The 19,010-nt window shown below is 50.9% G+C and carries 16 protein-coding genes and 4 tRNA genes; 6 read left to right on the forward strand and 14 right to left on the reverse strand.

Annotated elements, in window-relative coordinates; translation table 11 throughout:
* The 6 genes from arnB to cysZ all read right to left on the reverse strand — a co-directional run bounded on the left by arnB (position 1) and on the right by cysZ (position 7,285).
* Positions 1-1,140, reverse strand: a complete 1,140-nt coding sequence (arnB, locus tag GTPT_RS07495; protein ID WP_025903586.1) for a UDP-4-amino-4-deoxy-L-arabinose aminotransferase — start codon at positions 1,138-1,140, stop codon at positions 1-3.
* 1,191 nt (positions 1,141-2,331) lie between these two features.
* Positions 2,332-2,835 carry a PTS glucose transporter subunit IIA gene (gene crr, locus GTPT_RS07500; RefSeq protein ID WP_025903585.1) on the reverse strand — a complete coding sequence of 168 codons (504 nt, stop codon included), beginning with the start codon at positions 2,833-2,835 and terminating at the stop codon, positions 2,332-2,334.
* A 42-nt stretch (positions 2,836-2,877) separates the two neighbouring features.
* Positions 2,878-4,605 carry a phosphoenolpyruvate-protein phosphotransferase PtsI gene (gene ptsI, locus GTPT_RS07505; RefSeq protein WP_025903584.1) on the reverse strand — a complete coding sequence of 576 codons (1,728 nt, stop codon included), beginning with the start codon at positions 4,603-4,605 and terminating at the stop codon, positions 2,878-2,880.
* 157 nt (positions 4,606-4,762) lie between these two features.
* Positions 4,763-5,020 (reverse strand): phosphocarrier protein Hpr, encoded by a 258-nt coding sequence (gene ptsH, locus GTPT_RS07510; RefSeq protein WP_025903583.1) that lies wholly within the window; start codon positions 5,018-5,020, stop codon positions 4,763-4,765.
* 387 nt (positions 5,021-5,407) lie between these two features.
* Entirely contained in the window at positions 5,408-6,376 is a 969-nt protein-coding gene (gene cysK / locus GTPT_RS07515) for a cysteine synthase A (protein WP_025903582.1), read from the reverse strand.
* 117 nt (positions 6,377-6,493) lie between these two features.
* Positions 6,494-7,285 (reverse strand): sulfate transporter CysZ, encoded by a 792-nt coding sequence (gene cysZ, locus GTPT_RS07520; RefSeq protein ID WP_025903581.1) that lies wholly within the window; start codon positions 7,283-7,285, stop codon positions 6,494-6,496.
* A gap of 211 nt (positions 7,286-7,496) precedes the next feature.
* Here cysZ and zipA point away from each other — a divergent pair, with 211 nt between their 5' ends.
* From zipA to GTPT_RS07535, 3 genes are read left to right on the forward strand one after another with little or no spacing between them, the layout of a single operon-like run.
* Positions 7,497-8,549, forward strand: coding sequence for a cell division protein ZipA (gene zipA, locus GTPT_RS07525; RefSeq protein WP_029990932.1), 1,053 nt, complete (start codon positions 7,497-7,499; stop codon positions 8,547-8,549).
* 59 nt (positions 8,550-8,608) lie between these two features.
* Complete coding sequence (gene ligA / locus GTPT_RS07530; protein ID WP_029990933.1) at positions 8,609-10,630, forward strand: NAD-dependent DNA ligase LigA; 2,022 nt, start codon at positions 8,609-8,611, stop codon at positions 10,628-10,630.
* 2 nt (positions 10,631-10,632) lie between these two features.
* Entirely contained in the window at positions 10,633-10,857 is a 225-nt protein-coding gene (locus tag GTPT_RS07535; RefSeq protein ID WP_025903578.1) for a DUF3820 family protein, read from the forward strand.
* Positions 10,858-10,875: 18 nt separating this feature from the next.
* Here GTPT_RS07535 and GTPT_RS07540 read toward each other — a convergent pair whose 3' ends face one another.
* The 4 genes from GTPT_RS07540 to GTPT_RS07555 form a co-directional block, all read right to left on the reverse strand.
* Complete coding sequence (locus GTPT_RS07540; RefSeq protein ID WP_038011170.1) at positions 10,876-12,408, reverse strand: efflux transporter outer membrane subunit; 1,533 nt, start codon at positions 12,406-12,408, stop codon at positions 10,876-10,878.
* 16 nt (positions 12,409-12,424) lie between these two features.
* Positions 12,425-13,996, reverse strand: coding sequence for a DHA2 family efflux MFS transporter permease subunit (locus GTPT_RS07545; protein ID WP_029990935.1), 1,572 nt, complete (start codon positions 13,994-13,996; stop codon positions 12,425-12,427).
* Complete coding sequence (locus GTPT_RS07550; protein ID WP_029990937.1) at positions 13,993-15,135, reverse strand: HlyD family secretion protein; 1,143 nt, start codon at positions 15,133-15,135, stop codon at positions 13,993-13,995. Before GTPT_RS07550 ends, GTPT_RS07545 begins: the two co-directional genes overlap by 4 nt.
* 241 nt (positions 15,136-15,376) lie before the next feature.
* On the reverse strand, positions 15,377-16,384 hold the full coding sequence (locus GTPT_RS07555; RefSeq protein ID WP_025903574.1) for a bile acid:sodium symporter family protein: 1,008 nt from the start codon (positions 16,382-16,384) through the stop codon (positions 15,377-15,379).
* 91 nt (positions 16,385-16,475) lie between these two features.
* On the opposite strand from GTPT_RS07555, the gene GTPT_RS07560 reads away from it, so the two are divergent.
* From GTPT_RS07560 to nadS, 3 genes are all read left to right on the forward strand, one after another.
* Complete coding sequence (locus GTPT_RS07560) at positions 16,476-17,396, forward strand: LysR family transcriptional regulator (protein ID WP_029990939.1); 921 nt, start codon at positions 16,476-16,478, stop codon at positions 17,394-17,396.
* 206 nt (positions 17,397-17,602) lie between these two features.
* Positions 17,603-17,935: a type II toxin-antitoxin system RelE/ParE family toxin gene (locus GTPT_RS07565; RefSeq protein ID WP_029990941.1), complete on the forward strand. Its 333-nt coding sequence runs from the start codon at positions 17,603-17,605 to the stop codon at positions 17,933-17,935.
* Position 17,936: 1 nt separating this feature from the next.
* A complete protein-coding gene (nadS, locus tag GTPT_RS07570) occupies positions 17,937-18,221 on the forward strand; it encodes a NadS family protein (RefSeq protein ID WP_025903571.1) in 285 nt (94 codons plus the stop codon).
* Positions 18,222-18,415: 194 nt separating this feature from the next.
* On the opposite strand, the gene GTPT_RS07575 is transcribed toward nadS, so the two are convergent.
* The 4 genes from GTPT_RS07575 to GTPT_RS07590 all read right to left on the reverse strand — a co-directional run bounded on the left by GTPT_RS07575 (position 18,416) and on the right by GTPT_RS07590 (position 18,796).
* Positions 18,416-18,491, reverse strand: a tRNA-Lys gene (locus tag GTPT_RS07575).
* 3 nt (positions 18,492-18,494) lie between these two features.
* A tRNA-Val gene (locus GTPT_RS07580) sits at positions 18,495-18,570 on the reverse strand.
* A 28-nt stretch (positions 18,571-18,598) separates the two neighbouring features.
* Positions 18,599-18,674: transfer RNA gene (locus tag GTPT_RS07585), tRNA-Val, on the reverse strand.
* Positions 18,675-18,720: 46 nt separating this feature from the next.
* A tRNA-Val gene (locus GTPT_RS07590) sits at positions 18,721-18,796 on the reverse strand.
* Positions 18,797-19,010: the final 214 nt, after the last annotated feature.

Here is a 19,010-nt window from a genome sequence, read left to right on the forward strand (position 1 = left end):
TTACATCCCGGTAATTTCTTTAATGGCAGTAATCACCCGATGGCAATCACCATCGGTCATGTCCGGAAACAGAGGAATGGAGCAAATACGATCGCTATTCCATTCGGTCGCCGGCAAATGCAGGTCAGGGAATTTTTCACGGTAATATTTCTGTGTGTGAACAGCGCGGAAATGCATACCGGTACCGATATTCCGGTCCTTCAGTTGTTGCATAAACTGATCACGAGTCACTCCGCAGCGGGCTTCATCAACCCGCAATACAAATAAATGCCAGGCGTGCTGGTGAGGCCAGGCGGGCAGGGCCAAAGGTAATACAGGGGCATCTGTGAAGGCTTCACGATAACAGGCAGCAATTTCCGCCCTGCGGTTATTGATAGCGGAAAGTTTACTCAGCTGGTTCAGGGCAATTGCGGCCTGAATATCGGTCAGGTTGTATTTAAAACCCGGGGTAATGACTTCAGCTTGCGGTTTGCGCCCCAGGGTTTCCCTGTCAAAGGCATCGACGCCCAGGCCATGGAATTTCAGCGTTCGTATGCGGGCTGCCAGTGCATCATCGTCGGTAACCACCATGCCGCCTTCCGCACAGGTCACATTTTTAATCGCATGGAATGAGAAAATAGCGGTAGCATGGTGACCGGTATGATGGCCTTTGTAGTAACATCCGGTGGCATGTGCAGCATCTTCGATAACCAGCAGATCATGCCGGCGCGCCACTTCATAGATGGCATCAGAGTCAACAGGAGCACCTGCATAATGAACCGGGATAATCGCCCGGGTCTGTGGGGTGATAGCGGCTTCTATCGCAGCGGCCGTGACCATGAGGGTATCGGGATCGATATCCACCATCACCGGTGTTGCCCCCACTAATGAGATCATATTGGCAGTAGAAACCCAGGTCAGCGAAGGTGTAATCACTTCGTCACCCGGACCAATATTCGCCGCCATCAGAGTGATATGCATTCCGCCAGTCGCTGAACTGACGGCAATAGCATGTTTTGTTCCCGTAAGCCGGCTGAACTCTGCTTCAAGCTCCTGATTTTTCGGGCCGGTAGTTATCCATCCGGACCGGAGTACCTCACGAATAGCATCGATATCCTGTTCATCCAGAGAAGGACGTGAAAAAGGAATAAAATCAGTCATAAAGTGTCCTGGTATTAAAATATGAACCGGTCAGCAGGGCGACGTATTTCTTTAATAAAAGGGCACATAGCAAGCTAAGCGAGCAGTCATGCCTGAAAGAAATAGTTCCTGAACAGATATGTATGATGGTTCAACGAAATACAGAGTAATTCCCCGTGTATTTTACTCAGGTTAAGAGAATTATACAGAGGAAAAGTTCCGGTTAAACAGAATATATATTTAAATTATTTCATGAAAGTATAATCATTAAATTTTCTTAAAGTTGTCTGGTCGGAGAATGTTTAATAAAACATAAACAAGCATAAAAAACTTAAGGTGAAATTAAACGAATGATAACAACTGATAAAAAAACACATTATAAGACTTGCAGGTTTTATTCTTTGGTCTAGCAAATTCCCGGCAGCATAAGGAAATAGTTTCAGTCTCAGGGAAAGAGGACATAATTTCTCATACTTTTTTATAACTGTATCTGTTCGTAAGCCATTAACCGTAGTCACAGAGGGTGACTCTCATACTTCCCGGGGGGCGTGCGGGCTGACCGGCATCTGACGGACTCCATAACCCCGTTAACTCATGTGCAGTAAGCTTGCGGCGTATTCCGAAAGATACGCCGCGAGCGACTGCTCTTTTTCAAATGTGCACGGGGACGTTGTGAAGTAAGAAAAATACAGATTACGTTAGCCGCTGATGAATTTATTACGATGCATGATTTCGCAATGCGTCATCTTACCCACAAAGTGATAGTGCTGAGGGCTAGTGAAAGACGTTACTGTAATTTTCTGAGCCTTTAATAGCTCTGTCCTTTGCCCTGAGGATACTGATTAGGAGTAAATTAATTTATTGTTATCTAAGAAGAGCTGCGTTGCCGATGGGATGAAAACGTGCTGGAGATGAACTCTGTTTTTATTTTTACTGGTTTATATGACCTTTTTTGATAATTATTTCAGGTTGTATCATTACATTATAGTTAATAACGAAAAACTCTCGGAGAGTATTTTCGGCGAGCTTCAGAAAAAACAAAGTGTTAACTATTACCGTTATTACCGTGGAGGGGAGGGAATACCTTTCCAATTAAAATTGTTTCATTAAGATTGAGAAAGTGTGTGGGGTTGTAAAGGCCCTCTGTAACAGACTAAAAAAAACGCCAGCAGGGATACTCCCTGACTGGCGTCTGTGACTGACCCGGAGAGATTATTTTCTGATACGGATGACAGGGGTCTCACCGGCAACGACCTGACCGGACAGTTTCACCAGTTCACGGATCTCATCCATATTAGAAATCACCACCGGAGTCAGTGTTGATTTGGCCTTTTCTTCGAGAAAAGGCAAATCGAATTCGAGCACGATATCGCCTTTCTTAACTTTCTGCCCTTCTGAAGCAATGCGTGTAAACCCTTCACCTTTGAGCTCGACGGTGTCGATACCAAAGTGGACAAACAGTTCAATACCGTTATCGGACTCGATAGAAAAAGCATGGTTTGTTTCAAAAATTTTACCGATAGTGCCATCTACCGGGGCAACAATTGTGCTTCCGTTCGGCCGAATGGCCACACCGTCACCGACAATTTTCTCTGCAAACACCACATCAGGAACATCTTCGATGTTTACAATTTCGCCGGACAGTGGAGCGACTATATCGATAGTACCGGAGGTACTCTCAGATTTCTCGCCGAATAATTTAGAAAACAATCCCATGATCTTCTCCTGAGCAGTAATTTTGGGCCCGCGTATGGCTGATTAGCAGAGTGTCTTTTCTTTGATGAACTGGTCAACCAGTGTCATCAAATCGTCCGCGGTCGGCTGTTCCAGTGCCTGTTCTGCTAATGCTTTCGCATCCTCAAAATTAGTATTGCGAATAATTTTTTTGATACGTGGAATTGAAATGGCACTCATACTGAATTCGTCCAGCCCCATTCCCAGTAATAATAGTGTAGCACGTTCATCACCGGCCAGTTCACCACACATCCCTGTCCATTTACCTTCAGCATGGGATGCATCGATAACCTGCCTGATAAGGCCCAGAACAGAAGGGCTCATCGGATTGTACAGGTGAGAAATTCTATCATTACCACGATCCACCGCCAGAGTATACTGGGTCAGATCGTTGGTGCCGATACTGAAGAAGTCGACTTCTTTCGCCAGATGGCGCGCAATCACGGCAGATGCCGGCGTTTCTACCATAATTCCGATTTCTATATTTTCGTCGAAACTTTTACCTTCGTCACGTAATTGTGTTTTCAGCAGTTCAATTTCGTTTTTAAGAAACCGGACTTCTTCCACCGAGATAATCATCGGGAACATGATACGCAGTTTACCGAAATCGGATGCACGTAAAATGGCGCGTAATTGAGCATGCAATATCTCTTTACGATCCATCGCAATACGGATAGCACGCCAGCCGAGGAACGGGTTATCTTCTTTCGGCAGGTTCATATAAGGCAGGTCTTTATCACCACCGATATCCATGGTACGTACAATCACAGCTTGTTGTCCCATCGCTTCCGCGACGGCTTTATAGGCCGCAAATTGTTCCTCTTCTGTGGGCAGAGATTCACGATCCATAAACAGGAACTCGGTACGGTAAAGTCCGACACCTTCTGCGCCGTTACGCTCAGCACCGGCCACATCCCGCACCGTACCGATGTTGGCACAAACTTCCACCTGATGACCATCAAGAGTAATGGCGGGCAAATCTTTCAGCTTCGCCATTTCGGCTTTTTCACTGAGATATTGCTCCTGTACATCGCGCAGTTCGGCAATAACTTCAGCCGTCGGATTGATATACACCTGGTTGCTGACACCATCCAGGATCAGATAATCGCCGTTATTCACCTCGCGGGTGATACTGCCTGTCCCGACAATGGCAGGAAGCTCCAGAGAGCGAGCCATAATGGAGGTATGGGAGGTCCGTCCGCCCAGGTCAGTGATAAAACCGAGCACTTTTTGCAGGTTCAACTGAGCTGTTTCTGAAGGGGTCAGGTCTTTGGCGACCAGAATAGATTCTTCACTGATAGCACTGAGGTCGACAATCGTTAAGCCGAGAATATTTTGCAGCAGCCGTTTACCGATATCACGCACATCAGCCGCTCGCTCTTTCAGATACTCATCATCAAGTTCTTCCAGCGCAGTGGCCTGGTCTTCAATCACCGCCTGCACAGCCGCATCGGCTGACTGATGGTCTTTCTTAATAAGGTCAATAATTTCCTGCTCAAGCTCTTCATCTTCCAGCAGCATGATATGACCTTCGAAGATCGCTTCTTTTTCAGGGCCGAACGTCTCGCCAGCCTTTATTTTAATGGCCGCCAGCTGCGTAGCGGCTTTACTGCGGCCTTCAAGGAAACGAGCAACTTCTGATTCAACCTGATCATCGGCAATTTTTTTCTGATTGATGACGATCTCATCTTCTTTCAGCAGCAGAGCTTTACCGAAAGCGATACCGGGTGATGCGAGAATGCCTGAAATCATAACCTTACCTTTAAGTACGATGGCCAAAAAGAATGACGGTATGCCATTTTCCGTAATCAGTGTAATCTACGGAAGCAATAACGCGGACATGTTGTCCGCGATCAAGACAGTTGCATAATCTTAAATAAATCTACACTGTTTCTGTTGAATGACAACATTACTCAAGTTCAGCCATCAGACTGACCAGATGTTCAACAGCCTGCTGCTCATCTTCACCTTCAGCAGAGAGGGTGATGACCGTCCCTTGTGTCAGACCCAGCGTCTGTAATTTGAACAGACTTTTGGCGCTGGCGGACTTGCCATTTGAGGTAACAGTAATTTCAGACTGGAAAGCCTTAGCTTCTTTGACAAACTGCGCTGCAGGACGGGTATGTAAACCGTTAGGAGCTGTGATAGTTACTTCTTGCTGAAACATTTTATTTCCCCAACGTTATCAGAGTTTATTGCTGGCACCGGAGCCGGAATACGTCCCTATGGATCCCGGCGACAGGGCTCATCAGTACGGACAATCTCAGTGAGCAGAGGCGGTTTTGCGTGCTCATGGATTGCAGTGAACCCGCACACCGGACCCGATCATTATGCCGCTAATGCGGATTATGCCCTATCTGTTATTGTGCGGGTTTTGATCCGCTTCATAACAATGACTATTTATTTCGGGCTTCTAAATAAATATCAGCGTTGATAGCAAACCCCGGTACCAAAAAGCAATACGATTTAGGGTGAAAATGAGATCGGGGACACAAAAAAAGCACCCGTAGGTGCTTTTTCAGGCAGAGGATCGGCCAGCGTAAGCTGCTGATTATTAGCCAAGTTCCTTTTCAGTGAACAGGTCAGCAAATAATGCAGTACTGAGGTAGCGTTCTCCGGAAGAAGGCAGAATGACGACAATATTTTTATCGGCGAATTCCGGTTCCTGTTGCAGCTTCAGCGCCGCGGCAACGGCTGCCCCGGAGGAGATCCCGGCAAGAATACCTTCGGATTCCATCAACTGGCGTGCGGTGGAGATAGCTTCTTCATTGGTGATAGCGACGACGCGGTCAACCAGTGATAAATCCAGGTTTTCCGGGATAAAACCGGCACCGATCCCCTGAATTTTGTGCGGGCCGGGTTTAATTTCTTCACCTGCCAGTGCCTGAGCGATCACCGGAGAGTCTGTCGGTTCAACCGCAACACTCACCAGTGATTTTTTACCCCGGGTATTTTTCAGGTAACGGCTGACGCCGGTCAGCGTTCCTCCGGTGCCGACACCGGCAATAAAGACATCCACATCACCGTCAGTATCTTCCCAGATTTCAGGACCGGTGGTTTTTTCATGGATCTCCGGGTTGGCAGGATTACTGAATTGCTGCAGCAGAACATATTTCGCCGGGTTACTGGCGACGATTTCTTCGGCTTTAGCAATGGCGCCTTTCATCCCCTGGGCCCCTGGCGTCAGTTCCAGGTTGGCACCGAGGGCCTTGAGTAATTTACGACGCTCAACGGACATGGTTTCCGGCATGGTCAGTGTCAGTTTATAACCACGCGCCGCCGCCACATAGGCCAGAGCGATACCGGTATTGCCGCTGGTGGGTTCAACCAGTTCCACTCCGGGTTTCAGGATACCGCGTTTCTCCGCATCCCAAATCATATTGGCGCCGATACGGCATTTAACGCTAAAGCTTGGATTACGCGATTCAACCTTTGCCAGAATACGCCCGTTACCAATACGGTTTAGCCTGACCAACGGAGTATGGCCAATGGTTAAAGAATTATCTTCGTAAATCTTACTCATAGCTTGTCCTTAACTCTTTGAAATGTGGAGCACGACATGAGAATACGCTTTCTTTTGAGACAGTGAAGGAAAGAAATCGTATATCCTTATTTCAGAGGGCAATAAAGACGGGTCTGCTTACCGGCTTTTCACGTTGCGCCGACCCTCTGCGGCAAGTGTTGCCGACAGGCCCCGGTACTGATCAACCCACATGGCTGTCGCACCGCAAACTGCGACGGGCATAATGACCAGATTAATCACCGGGATCAGGGTAAACACGCTGACCAGTGCGCCAAATTGTAAGTGCGCACTCCGGTGAGAGCCCAGCGCCTGGCGCATGGTCAGAAACGGAACGCGGTGGTTATCAAAGGGATAGTCACAGTATTGAATGGCCATCATCCATGCCCCGAAAAGAAACCAGAGCAGGGGAGCGAGAGTCTGCCCGATACCCGGGATAAAATGGACCAGTAGCAGGGCTATGGCCCGGGGCAGGTAATATTTAAGCTTAAGCCACTCGCGCCACATAATGCGGGGCAAATCCTTGATCAGTCCGGCCCAGCTTGTCTCCGGAAGAGGGTTGCCGGTGAGTTTGTTTTCGAGCTGTTCAGCCAGCAGTCCGCAAAAAGGGGCGGCAATCCAGTTGGCAAGGGTCGAGAAAAAATAGCCAAAAACAAGCAGCAGCGAGACAACCGCCAGTGGCCAGATAAGGTAATCCAGCCATTGCAGCCAGTGCGGAATGTGTCCTGATAATTCCGGGATCCAGACGTTCAGTCGTTTAAATAACCAGATAAATGCAGAGCCCATTAACAGCACATTGACCAGTAACGGCACGATAACATAGCGGCGGATGCCCGGCAGCGTCGCCAGGTGCCACCCCTGACGAAAGTAGTCAACACCATTGACCGCTATTTTTGTTTTTCCTTCCTGCATTCAATTATTCTCCTGATGTAACTGAGGCATATCATAGCGTTGTTTCGCGGACGGGTAAGTAAATATTGGTTAAAAAGTCAGCGGTTGCACGACAGATAGCATATTATTTGTCAGAAAGTACTATGCAGACTTGCACTTGTCCGGCCCTGCAAATACATTTAAAGGTAAAGGTGCCTTTTTTAGGCAAAGTATTGGAACAACAGAGAATACAATGATGCAGGATTTGCGTCTGATATTAATCGTTGTTGGTGCGGTTGCCATCGTTGCACTTCTCCTGCATGGTCTGTGGACCAATCGTAAGGAGCGGTCTTCTGTATTTCGCGATCGCCCGCACAAACGTCTGAAACAACGTAACGATGATGATCTCAGCTTAGAGGAAGAAGAAGGTGTCTCTGATTTTCGCGCCAGTCGTGAATATGAGGAGGAGCCGGCTCCGGCTGAGAAACGTGCCACCCGCGCGCCTGAGGTTAAGCCTGCGCTGAAGAAATCACTGCGTGACCGGCCTGAACCTTCAGCCGATCCATTGATGGATGCCAGAACAGACTATGAAGCCGCGCAACCGGAGTTGAAGGCCGAAACCCATCAGCCATCAGTCAGTCCGGAGCATACGGAGTCTGTGGCGGATAATGCCTATGCAGCACCGGGCATCAGCAGTGTACCGAAAACGCCCGCGCAGGAGAGTGTTTCTGCACCACGGGAAGAGAAACGTACACCGCAGTCTGAACCTGCGTATGAGTATGAGGCTGAAGTCGCTGAAGAGTCTGCAACGGAAGGTACGCCTTCTGAGGCTGACCCCTCAGTACCGGAAAGTGCCGACGCACCCGCGGCGGAAAACCAGGAAAGGGCCAAAGAAGCGGTACTGGTACTGCATGTTTCTGCCCATACCGGCGGAGAGCTGAATGGCGAGCCTTTATTACAGGCTATCCTGCAGGCCGGTTTCCAGTTTGGTGAAATGAACATTTTCCACCGGCATCTGAATCCGTCCGGCAGCGGCCCGGTACTGTTCAGTCTGGCGAATATGATGAAGCCCGGCTCTTTTGACCCGGAACAGATGGGTGACTTTACCACGCCGGGCGTTTCGATTTTCATGATGGTTCCTTCTTACGGGGATGCACATCAGAACTTCAAGCTGATGTTACAGTCCGCACAGCGTATTGCGGATGATGTGGGCGCGGTGGTCCTTGATGATGAACGCAGGATGATCACTCCACAGAAACTGGAAGTGTACAAAGCACGTATCCGGGAAGTTACTGAAATCGCTTAATCGTTAATTTGTCTCAATAAACCCCCGCTAGTCGGGGGTTTTTTATCTTATGGGGTTGTATGAATAACATCCGCCAACAGCTGAACCAGCTGCGCGCACAGTTGCGACATCACGAATATCTTTATCATGTGCTGGATGCACCGGAAATCCCTGATGCCGAATACGATAAACTGATGCAGGCGCTGAAAGCACTTGAAGAACAGCATCCCGAACTGATCACCCGTGACTCCCCGACCCAGCGTGTCGGGGCAGCTCCGCTGGCGGGGTTTGAATCTATCCGCCATGAAGTTCCGATGCTGTCTCTGGATAACGTCTTCGATGACCAGAGCTTTCTGGCATTTAATAAGCGTGTCTCGGAGCGGCTGAAAAGTAAGGACCCCGTGGAGTATTGCTGCGAACTGAAACTTGATGGTCTGGCCGTCAGCCTGTTGTATGAACAGGGGGAACTGGTACAGGCGGCCACCCGGGGTGACGGGACGACTGGCGAAAATATTACCACTAACGTCCGAACTATCCGTGCAATCCCTTTACGGTTAACCGGTGACGGTATTCCCGAGCGACTGGAAGTGCGCGGCGAAGTTTTTATGAACCAGAAAGGGTTTGAAAAACTGAATGAAAGCGCACGAAAAAGCGGTGCAAAAGTGTTCGCCAACCCTCGAAATGCGGCTGCCGGTTCCCTGCGTCAGCTTGATCCGAAAATTACCGAAAAGCGTCCGCTGACATTTTGTTGCTACGGGATTGGGGTCTCCGAAGGGGGAGAGCTGGCAGATACGCACTGGCAACGCCTGCAGCAACTGAAAAGCTGGGGGTTACCGGTCAATAATCACGTCCGGGTCTGTGATACACCGGAAAGTGTATTGGCGTTTTACCACCATATCGGTGAGCAGCGTCCTAAGCTGGGCTTTGATATTGACGGGGTCGTCATTAAAGTCAATTCTCTGGCATTACAGACGCAGCTTGGGTTTGTTGCCCGGGCCCCGCGCTGGGCGACTGCCTTTAAATTCCCCGCTCAGGAGCAGGTCACCACGGTTCGTGATGTGGAATTCCAGGTCGGACGGACAGGGGCAATTACGCCGGTGGCGCGTCTTGAACCGGTGCAGGTCGCCGGTGTCATGGTCAGTAATGCCACGTTGCATAACGCTGATGAGATAGAACGTCTGGGGATCCGCATCGGAGATAATGTCGTTATCCGTCGTGCCGGGGATGTTATTCCGCAGATTGTGAATGTGGTGCTCTCTGAACGCCCGGATGTCACGCAGGAAATTATCTTCCCTTCCCATTGTCCGGTGTGTGGTTCGGACGTGGAGCGTACCGAAGGTGAAGCCGTGACCCGTTGTACCGGCGGCCTGATTTGCGGCGCTCAGCGTAAAGAAGCCCTGAAGCATTTTGTTTCGCGCAGAGCGATGGATGTGGACGGGATGGGAGACAAGATCATCGACCAATTGGTCGAGAAAGAATATGTTCATACGCCGGCGGATTTGTTCCGTCTGACGGCCGGGAAACTGACCGGACTTGATCGGATGGGACCACGTTCGGCACAAAATGTCGTGGATGCGCTGGAAAAATCGAAGGATACCACGCTCCCCCGTTTTCTGTTTGCATTGGGGATCCGCGAGGTTGGTGAAGCAACGGCTCTGAGCCTGGCGTTACACTTCGGCGAATTACCGGCACTGATGGACGCACCTCTGGAGGCTCTGACGGAAGTCCCGGATGTGGGACCGGTGGTGGCCAGCCACATACGCCATTTCATGGATGAAGAGAGTAACCGTGAAGTGATCCGCCAACTGGTGGAAGATACCGGCATCCGCTGGCCGGCACCGGGGCGCGGAGCTACAACGCCGGCAGACGACAACCCGTTTGCCGGTAAAACCGTGGTGCTGACCGGTTCGCTGAGCCAGATGACCCGTGATGAAGCCAAAGACCGGCTGATCGCGCTGGGGGCGAAAGTGAGTGGCAGTGTCTCGAAGAAAACCGATTTGGTGATTGCCGGTGAAGCGGCAGGATCTAAGCTGGAAAAAGCCAATGCACTGGGCATTCAGGTCATTGATGAACAGCAAATGATTGATCTGTTGGGAGGCTGATTCTGGACAAGCAGGATCTTATTGCACTGGCCAATACCCGTATGCCCTTCGGAAAATATCAGGGACGGCTGCTGATTGACCTGCCTGAAGAGTACCTGTTGTGGTTTGCCCGCAAAGAGGTTTTTCCCGCAGGCCATCTTGGGGAATTAATGCAGCTGGCGCTGGTGATTAAGACAGAAGGGTTGCAGGGGCTGGTGGATCCGCTACGGAAAGGCACAGGGTACTGAGTACCCTGTGCCTGGCAGTTACTGTGCGGTGACGCCGGTTTTCGGGGTGGCTCCGAACACCGGATAATCCGGCAGTGATACGGCCTGATAGTTTTCCCAGCCACCGCCCAGCGCTTTGTACAATGCGACCAGGTCGGTGGCTGTCTGTGCACGGACACTGATCAACTGTAACTGTGTTTGTGCCAGCTGGCGTTGAGCATCCAGTGCATTGATATAGCTGCTGAGACCTTTTGAATAGCTTTCTTTGGCCAATGAAAATGCCTGTTGCAGGGCATCCGCAGAGGCTTGTAACGAGGTCAGTTGTTGCTGATCTGCACGGTAACTCACCAGTCCGTTTTCTACTTCCTGTAAGGCTTTTAGCACGGTATTTCTGTAGTCCAGAGCGGCACTCGCCTGAGACGCCCGGGCAAGCCTGACCTGAGACACCAATTGCCCTCCCTGGAAGATAGGCAGTGAGATCCCGGGGCCAATGCTATAAAAATGACTGCTCCAGTCATCAAGATAGCTGGCATCAGTATTCCTGACGCCCAACTGGCCTGTCAGTGAAATATCCGGAAAGAGCTGTGCAACCGAAACTCCGATATCTGCGGTACGGGCATGCAGTGTGGCTTCTGCCTCCTGAATATCCGGTCGCCGCCGGGCGAGCTCCGCCGGGACGCCGACGGAAATCATCGCGGGCAGGGCAGGTAACGGCTTCACTTGCTGTAGTTCGTTATCCAGCGTGCCCGGGGCTTTGCCCAGCAGCACCGCCAGTCCGTTCATGGCCTGACTGATTTGCGCCTGATATTGTGGTAGCTGCGCTTCAAGTGACGTCACCTGGGCAGTGGCGCTTTGCAGATCGGTGGCCGGGGCCAGGCCGTTCTGCATCTGACTTTCGGTCAGTTGCTGTGTCTGGCGGGCAATGGTGACCTGCTCTTCGGTAACCTGCGTCATTGCCTGAGCCGCACGTAACTGCAGATAGGTACGGGCGACTTCGGCTTCCAGTGAGACTAACGCATCATTACGTTGTTCGATAGCTGACAGCTGTTCGGCCTGCGCCATTTCTCTCTGTCGGCGCACTTTTCCCCAGAGATCCAGCTCCCAGCGGGTATCAAATCCGCCCTGATAAAAGTTCACACTGCCGGTCGCTGAATTGACCAGCTGACTGCTTTCCTCGTTCAGATTGTCGTAGACACCGTGTGATTTAAGCAGCCCTTTCAGACCTTCCTGCTGGCGGGCATAGCTGGCCTGCGCACTGAGTGTCGGGAAAAAGCCTCCGGTCGCCTCGTTAACCTGTTCACGGGCGCCGGCGATCCGCAGTACCGTCTGTTGCAGGGTCAGGTTACCGGCAATCGCCCGCCGGATCAGACTGTCCAGTTGCGGATCATTAAAGTTCTTCCACCAGCTGACAGATGTATCGGCCGTTTCCGGACGGGATTGCTGAGTTGAGCTAAGATTGTGCCAGTTAGCCGGTAACTGATTTTCCGGGGCATGAAAATCCGGGCCCACGCTGCATCCTGCCAGTAACAGACTGACAAAAACGGCACTTAAGCGATAACTGACAGATCGCATAGTAATTTCCTTCATTTTAATGGCCTCCGGCACTGCCTTCGCTTTTGACCGGTGCCAGCAATAAACAAAACGGTAACAGGATCAGGCCGATAATACAGAGGCCGAAAAAGACGTCCACATAGGCGAGAAAACGGGCCTGACTTATCATCTGCTGATAGAGTTGACCTGTGGCCAGGGAGGTCGCATTCCCGACGGCGTTTGAAAAGTTCTGTATCGCCTGTGCCATCTGGGACACCGCCTGATTAAATTGCTGGTTCAGAGGGGTCATATTGGCCGAGAGGTAGGCGGAATGCGTTTGTGACCGTTCGGTAATGGCTGCCGTGGACAGTGAAATCCCGATAGAGCCTGCCACGTTACGGAACATGGTGAACAGCGCCGAGGCATCGCCGTTAAGCTTTTGGGGGATCGAGATAAATGCAATGGTCGTTAACGGTACAAACAGGAATCCCAGGCCGACGGATTGCATGCTACGCATAATCACCAGTGAGGTAAAATCGAGGTCAGGCGTCAGCATCATTCCCGAGTACAGAAACGAAAGAGCCAGGCAGGCAAAACCAAACATAATAATGTAGCGGGTCTGCACTATCGGCATCAGTTTCAGCACAACAGGGATGGTCAGGATGACACAAATGGCACCTGGTGTGAGTACCAGACCGGCGAGGGTTGCGGTGTAGCTCAGCTCCTGTTGCGCCAGTTGCGGGATAACGACCGAACTGCCATAAAGGATAAACGCCATGCCAGCCATCAGTAAGCCAGAAACCCGGAAATTACGGTCCCGCATCACCAGAATGTCGACGACCGGTTTGCGGGTATACATCAGCCAGTAAACCGCGCCAGTGATCCCGATGACCGCCAGGGTGGCAAACAGAATAATAAAGTTCGATGAAAACCAGTCTTCATCTTCTCCGCGATCGAGAAAAACCTGTAAGCATCCCAGTCCAAGGGTAATGAGCCCGATACCGATGTAATCGATACTCAGAGTGCCTTTAGCCGCTTTTTTCTCCCAGGGCGGATCTTCCAGCAGCTGATAAATCGCCAGTGCAGTCATGACCCCGACCGGAATATTAATAAAGAAAATCCAGCGCCAGCTGAAGTTATCGGTGATCCATCCCCCCAGCGTCGGTCCGATAACCGGAGCGACAATGATGGCAATTGAGGATAAACCGAATGCCTTTCCCCGGTCTTTTTTACTGAAATAGTCCAGTAACACAGACTGCTGAACCGGCTGTAAACCGCCCCCGAAGAACCCCTGCAGGATGCGGAACAGAATCAACTGCCAGAGTTCGGTAGCCATGCCACACAGGAACGAGCACAGCGTAAACATGACGATACATAACAGGAAGTAGTGTTTTCTGCCGAAGTACCGGCTCAGGAAGGCTGAAATAGGCAGGACAATACCGTTAGCCACTAAGTATGACGTCAGCACCCAGGTTGATTCATCGTAACTCGATGAGAGCGACCCTGCCACATGGGGCAGGGCGACATTAACGATGGTGGTATCCAGTACCTCCATAAATACCGCCAGCGTTACCGTTAAGGCGACCAGCCAGGGGTTAGCAGACGGACGCCACTCCGCGGCACCACTCATTTTACGGTTACCTCAGGTTCTGCAGATAAGCCCAGCGGTAGCGGATGGTTAGGATCCAGTCCTTTATCAATAATAATTTTGACCGGCACGCGCTGAACGATTTTCACGAAGTTACCCGTGGCATTTTCAGCCGGGAAGGAAGAAAACCGCGAACCGGAACCCATCTGGATACTGTCAACATGGCCCTGCAGTTTCAGAGAGGGCCAGGCATCGATACTGATATCGACATGGTCGCCGGGTTTCATGGATTGCAGCTGGGTTTCTTTGAAGTTGGCGGTGATCCAGATGTCCGGGGAAACCAGTGAGAACATACTGCTGCCAGCCTGAACCAGGCTACCCTGATCGACATTACGTTTAGTCACAAAACCGGTATAAGGGGCAGTCACGCGGGTATAAGAGAGGTTGAGTTCAGCGGTTTCCAGCTGAGCTTTCGCCTGAGTGACTTGCTGTCTGCGGGCTTCAACATTCGTTTCCTGTTGGCGGATCTGCAGTGCGACCTGCGAGGCCACCGCAACCTGCGCCGTGGCATTCTGATATTCCGCCTGTGCAGAGCGCCATTGGGCCGTGGCACTGTCAATGTTAGTCTGCGAGGTGGCTTTCGGGTCAACACCGTGCTGACGGCGATAGGCAGCGGTGGCATTGTTCAGTTCAGCACGGGCTCTGGCCTGGCTTGCGATAGCCTGTTCTTTCTGCGCCGGATACTGAACTTTGGCAAGAGCTAACTGAGCTTCGGCCTGTTGAAGTTGTGCATTCGCCAGTGCCAGTTGAGCCTGAGCCTGGTCACGCTGAGCGATGGCATCACGCGGGTCAATAACGGCCAGCAAGTCCCCTTTATTGACCTTCTGATTATCTTTCACCAGTAACTGAGTCACATAGCCGGAGACCCGCGGAGAAACGATCACCGCGTTACCGTCGGTAAATGCATCATCTGTCGTTTCGATACCACGGTTCATCAGCCAGTAGACAACCGCTGCGATAATCACCACAACCACAATAATCGCCAGGATGACCAGGGGTTTTTTACCGGGGCGTTTTCGCTCATCCTCAGGCGGTGAATTCTCTTTCTTTTGCTGGTTACCCTGAGATGACGGGGTGGCAGCGTTCTTTCCCGCGCTCTCATCATGCGTCTGTTCGTTCATATCTGCTTTTGCCTTTAAAAAGTGAAAAGTGAAGCTCTGAAACGCTTTTAGTTCAGTTTATTATTGTCACTGAGGTGGTGAGGCTGACTCAACGGACTGATTTGCCGTAATAGCACAGCACTAATCATTGACAGAGATAACAGAAAAATCAATAGCGGGAAAAACCGAAAATAACGGTGCCGGGGCAGCGCACATTATCAGATGCAGCGCAGGACCTGATGGTTTCTGCGCTGTGCCGGGATCACTTACCGGAGGAGGCGGCGGGAATTTGTTCCTGCTCAGCGGCCTTATCGTTAAGTTTTCGGTAATGACGGGCAATAAATGAACAGGCCATCAGCTGAACCTGATGAAAAATCATCAGTGGTAACACAATGATACCGATAGTACTGGCAGGAAACAGGATGTTTGCCATCGGCACACCGTTGGCCAGACTTTTCTTCGAACCACAAAACAGAATGGTGATTTCGTCCTGACGATTAAACCCGAAGCTGCGGGCTGCAATCACGTTAATAAGCAGCACGACGGATAATAATCCCAGACAACCGACGATGATCCACAGCATGGTTGCGAGGCTCACCTGATGCCAAATACCGTTAACCACGGCTTCGCTGAACGCGGAGTAGACCACCAGTAAAATAGACGTCTGATCCGTCTTACCAATCAGCGAGCGGTGTTTTTCTACCCAACTGCCTATCCAGCGACGGGAAAAATGTCCCAGCAGGAACGGAACCAGTAATTGCAGCATGATTTTCCCGATCTGTTCCAGACCGTTGCCAGGTGCATTACTGTGAACATGCATAACCAGCCCGACCAGCAGCGGAGACACAAAAATTCCCAGTAAGCTGGATGCCGAGGCACTGCACACGGCAGCCGCGACATTGCCTCCGGCAAGGGACGTAAAGGCAATGGAGGACTGCACGGTCGCAGGTAATATGCAGAGGTAGAGGAATCCGTTATAGAGATCCGCAGAGATGTTCAGTGGATGCCACCAGGCAAAAAGCAGACCGAGGATCGGGAACATAATAAAAGTACTGAACATGATCCACAGATGGAGCCGCCAATGGCTGCTGCCGGCAACTATTTTTTCCCGGGATAACTTTGCCCCATGCATAAAAAACAGTAATGCAATTGCCGCAGTGGTGAGCCATTCAAAAAACGGGACGAAACCGCCTTTTGCCGGCAGAAAAGTGGCCAGTAATACAGTAATGATGAGTTTGATCATCATCGGGTCAAGGCGTAGAAATCCCATCGTTATTTTCCGAACTGAAATAAAAAATATTGTGCGGTAACAAAGCTTAGAAATAAAATTAATTTATCGAACCTATATATGAATGAAATACATGAATTATACCCTCAGGCAGTTGAAAGTATTTGTGGCAGTTGCCACCGAAGGCAGTTTCAGTCTGGCAGGGCAGAGGGTGGGGTTGAGCCAGTCTGCGGTCAGCCACAGTATTAAAGCGCTGGAAGCTGAGATTGGTGTCAAATTACTGGACCGGACGACCCGGGAAGTGCAGCTGACCCATGCCGGCCAGCAACTGGCATCGAAACTGAGTGTACAGCTGGAAGAGCTGAATACGACGTTACTGGAGTTACGACGTTACGGTGGTCAGCGCAGCGGCACGGTGAGGCTGGCCGCCAGTCAGACGATATCTGCACGGCTAATGCCCGCCTGCCTGGCGCAGGCGCGGCAACGCTATCCGGAGGTACGGCTGTTGTTACAGGACAGTGTTCAGCAGTCAGTTTTACAGAGTGTACTGAATGCCACGGTAGATTTCGGTATTGTCATCGATCCCTTGAACAGCGATGAATTTGAGATCCAGCCGATTCTGAATGATCCTTTTCTGCTGTTGTACCGTTCAGACGATCCGCTAAGTGTTCCGCCGGTGGTGTGTTGGGAGGATCTCCGGGATCGTGAGCTGGTATTGCAGGATTATGCATCCGGCAGTCGTGCACTGATTGATAACATTTTCCGCGAGCAAAAAATATCGCCCCGCGTGATCCAGCAGGTCGGCCACCCTGTGACACTCTATCCGATGGCAGAAGCCGGGATTGGTATTAGTATTCTGCCGGCACTGGCATTGCCACTGCCCTCCGGTAGTCAGTTGGCTGTCAGACGGATCTACCCTGAATATCACCGCACACTGATGCTTATCCGGCGAAAAAACCGGTCGCTGAGTCCGGCGGCAGAGGCTATCTGGCAACTGGTCTGTGAACAGGCGGATTATCTGAGCAGCCACCGGGACTTTATCCCTGAACGCTAAGGGGATATGTGCCGGGGCCGGGACGACAACCCGTGAATATAAGCTGACAGGGTAGCTGTGCTATCGGTAATACCTAAGCCGGGGACAGGACCCGGGCCGAAAAATGCTACTTCACCATTCGTACCGATGCCAGGGAAGGAGTAATTACACCGGACTGGTAAAGTACAGATAAAGGAGTACAATTTCACCCTGGAAAGGAGTCCTTTATGGATCATTCGATTGAATTTATCGGGACGTCGCTTTTTATCCGGCAAATCCGGTTGATTGCCACGGATGATGAACTGAAAGCATTGCAGTGTGAACTGATTGAGTCCCCGGCTAAGGGCGACTTAATTCAGGGAACCGGCGGACTGAGAAAAGTCAGAATGGCGACCGGTCATCAGGGCAAAAGCGGCAGTGCCAGAGTCATTTACTTTCTGGCCACAGACGAGGTTATCTGGCTGGTGATGGCCTATCCGAAAAACACTAAGGACAGTCTGAGCGCGGCAGAAAAAGCGGTGCTGAAAAAACTGACCCGACAACTCAAAGGTGAGGTATAGCGTGAACATTTTTAACGAACTGAAAACCTCTCTCGAAGAAGCCGTCGCCATCAAAAAGGGTGACACGTTACCGGCACGGGTAACCCGTTATAACGTGGCGGATGTTAAAGCTATCCGGGCGAAACTGAACGTTTCGCAGGCCGAGCTGGCGGCTGCTCTGGGTACCAGTCTTGATACGGTGAAAAGCTGGGAGCAGAAACGGCGTAATCCGACCGGACTGGCCGCGAAGGTTCTGGCGACCATTCAGGACGACCCGCATTACTTTAAGGTGCTGGCAGCACACTAAGAAATGACGGGGGAAGCGGCAGGTAACCCGGCAGAAACGGTGCTTTACGGGTCACTTTAACGCCAGCAGAAAAGACAATGCCCCGGAACCCCGGGCGGGCGCAGATGAAAACTTTCCGGAACCGGACTGACACTGCGCAAACTTACCAGTGAGCAGAAACGAAAAAAGCTCCCTGAGGGAGCTTTTTTCTGAATTGGTGGGTCGTGCAGGATTCGAACCTGCGACCAATTGATTAAAAGTCAACTGCTCTACCAACTGAGCTAACGACCCGTTTGGTGGGTGATGACGGGTTCGAACCGCCGACCCCCTCCTTGTAAGGGAGGTGCTCTACCAACTGAGCTAATCACCCGAAATAATTTACAGGGCTTTGTTGAATTTGGTGGGTGATGACGGGTTCGAACCGCCGACCCCCTCCTTGTAAGGGAGGTGCTCTACCAACTGAGCTAATCACCCAAATTCAAATTCTTTACCTGTTCCAGCGGGTTACCTACCTAAGTAGTGGTGGGTGATGACGGGTTCGAACCGCCGACCCCCTCCTTGTAAGGGAGGTGCTCTACCAACTGAGCTAATCACCCCCGCTGTGTGGAGTCGCATTATAGGGATAGTTGAATATGAGTCAACGCTTTTTCTGAATAAAATGTTCGTTCGTTTTAAAAATAGCCACCCTGCGGGGGTTTTAAACAAAACGGTGTTTTTTTTATCGCAAAACGCAGATTAAACAGTTTCAGAGGGCGAGCAATGATTGAGGATTCACTGCCAGGTGTTAAAATGAAGCGACTGAATTCCGCA

Source organism: Tatumella ptyseos ATCC 33301, assembly GCF_000735525.1.
GTDB lineage: Bacteria > Pseudomonadota > Gammaproteobacteria > Enterobacterales > Enterobacteriaceae > Tatumella > Tatumella ptyseos.

Coding starts and splice junctions, on each gene's coding strand:
- GTPT_RS07540 (WP_038011170.1), bottom strand. CDS start 12,408: ATGCGATCTGTCAGTTATCGCTTAAGTGCCGTTTTTGTCAGTCTGTTA.
- arnB (WP_025903586.1), bottom strand. CDS start 1,140: ATGACTGATTTTATTCCTTTTTCACGTCCTTCTCTGGATGAACAGGAT.
- GTPT_RS07545 (WP_029990935.1), bottom strand. CDS start 13,996: ATGAGTGGTGCCGCGGAGTGGCGTCCGTCTGCTAACCCCTGGCTGGTC.
- cysK (WP_025903582.1), bottom strand. CDS start 6,376: ATGAGTAAGATTTACGAAGATAATTCTTTAACCATTGGCCATACTCCG.
- ligA (WP_029990933.1), top strand. CDS start 8,609: ATGAATAACATCCGCCAACAGCTGAACCAGCTGCGCGCACAGTTGCGA.
- cysZ (WP_025903581.1), bottom strand. CDS start 7,285: ATGCAGGAAGGAAAAACAAAAATAGCGGTCAATGGTGTTGACTACTTT.
- GTPT_RS07560 (WP_029990939.1), top strand. CDS start 16,476: ATGAATTATACCCTCAGGCAGTTGAAAGTATTTGTGGCAGTTGCCACC.
- crr (WP_025903585.1), bottom strand. CDS start 2,835: ATGGGATTGTTTTCTAAATTATTCGGCGAGAAATCTGAGAGTACCTCC.
- GTPT_RS07565 (WP_029990941.1), top strand. CDS start 17,603: ATGGATCATTCGATTGAATTTATCGGGACGTCGCTTTTTATCCGGCAA.
- GTPT_RS07550 (WP_029990937.1), bottom strand. CDS start 15,135: ATGAACGAACAGACGCATGATGAGAGCGCGGGAAAGAACGCTGCCACC.
- GTPT_RS07555 (WP_025903574.1), bottom strand. CDS start 16,384: ATGGGATTTCTACGCCTTGACCCGATGATGATCAAACTCATCATTACT.
- ptsI (WP_025903584.1), bottom strand. CDS start 4,605: ATGATTTCAGGCATTCTCGCATCACCCGGTATCGCTTTCGGTAAAGCT.
- ptsH (WP_025903583.1), bottom strand. CDS start 5,020: ATGTTTCAGCAAGAAGTAACTATCACAGCTCCTAACGGTTTACATACC.
- zipA (WP_029990932.1), top strand. CDS start 7,497: ATGATGCAGGATTTGCGTCTGATATTAATCGTTGTTGGTGCGGTTGCC.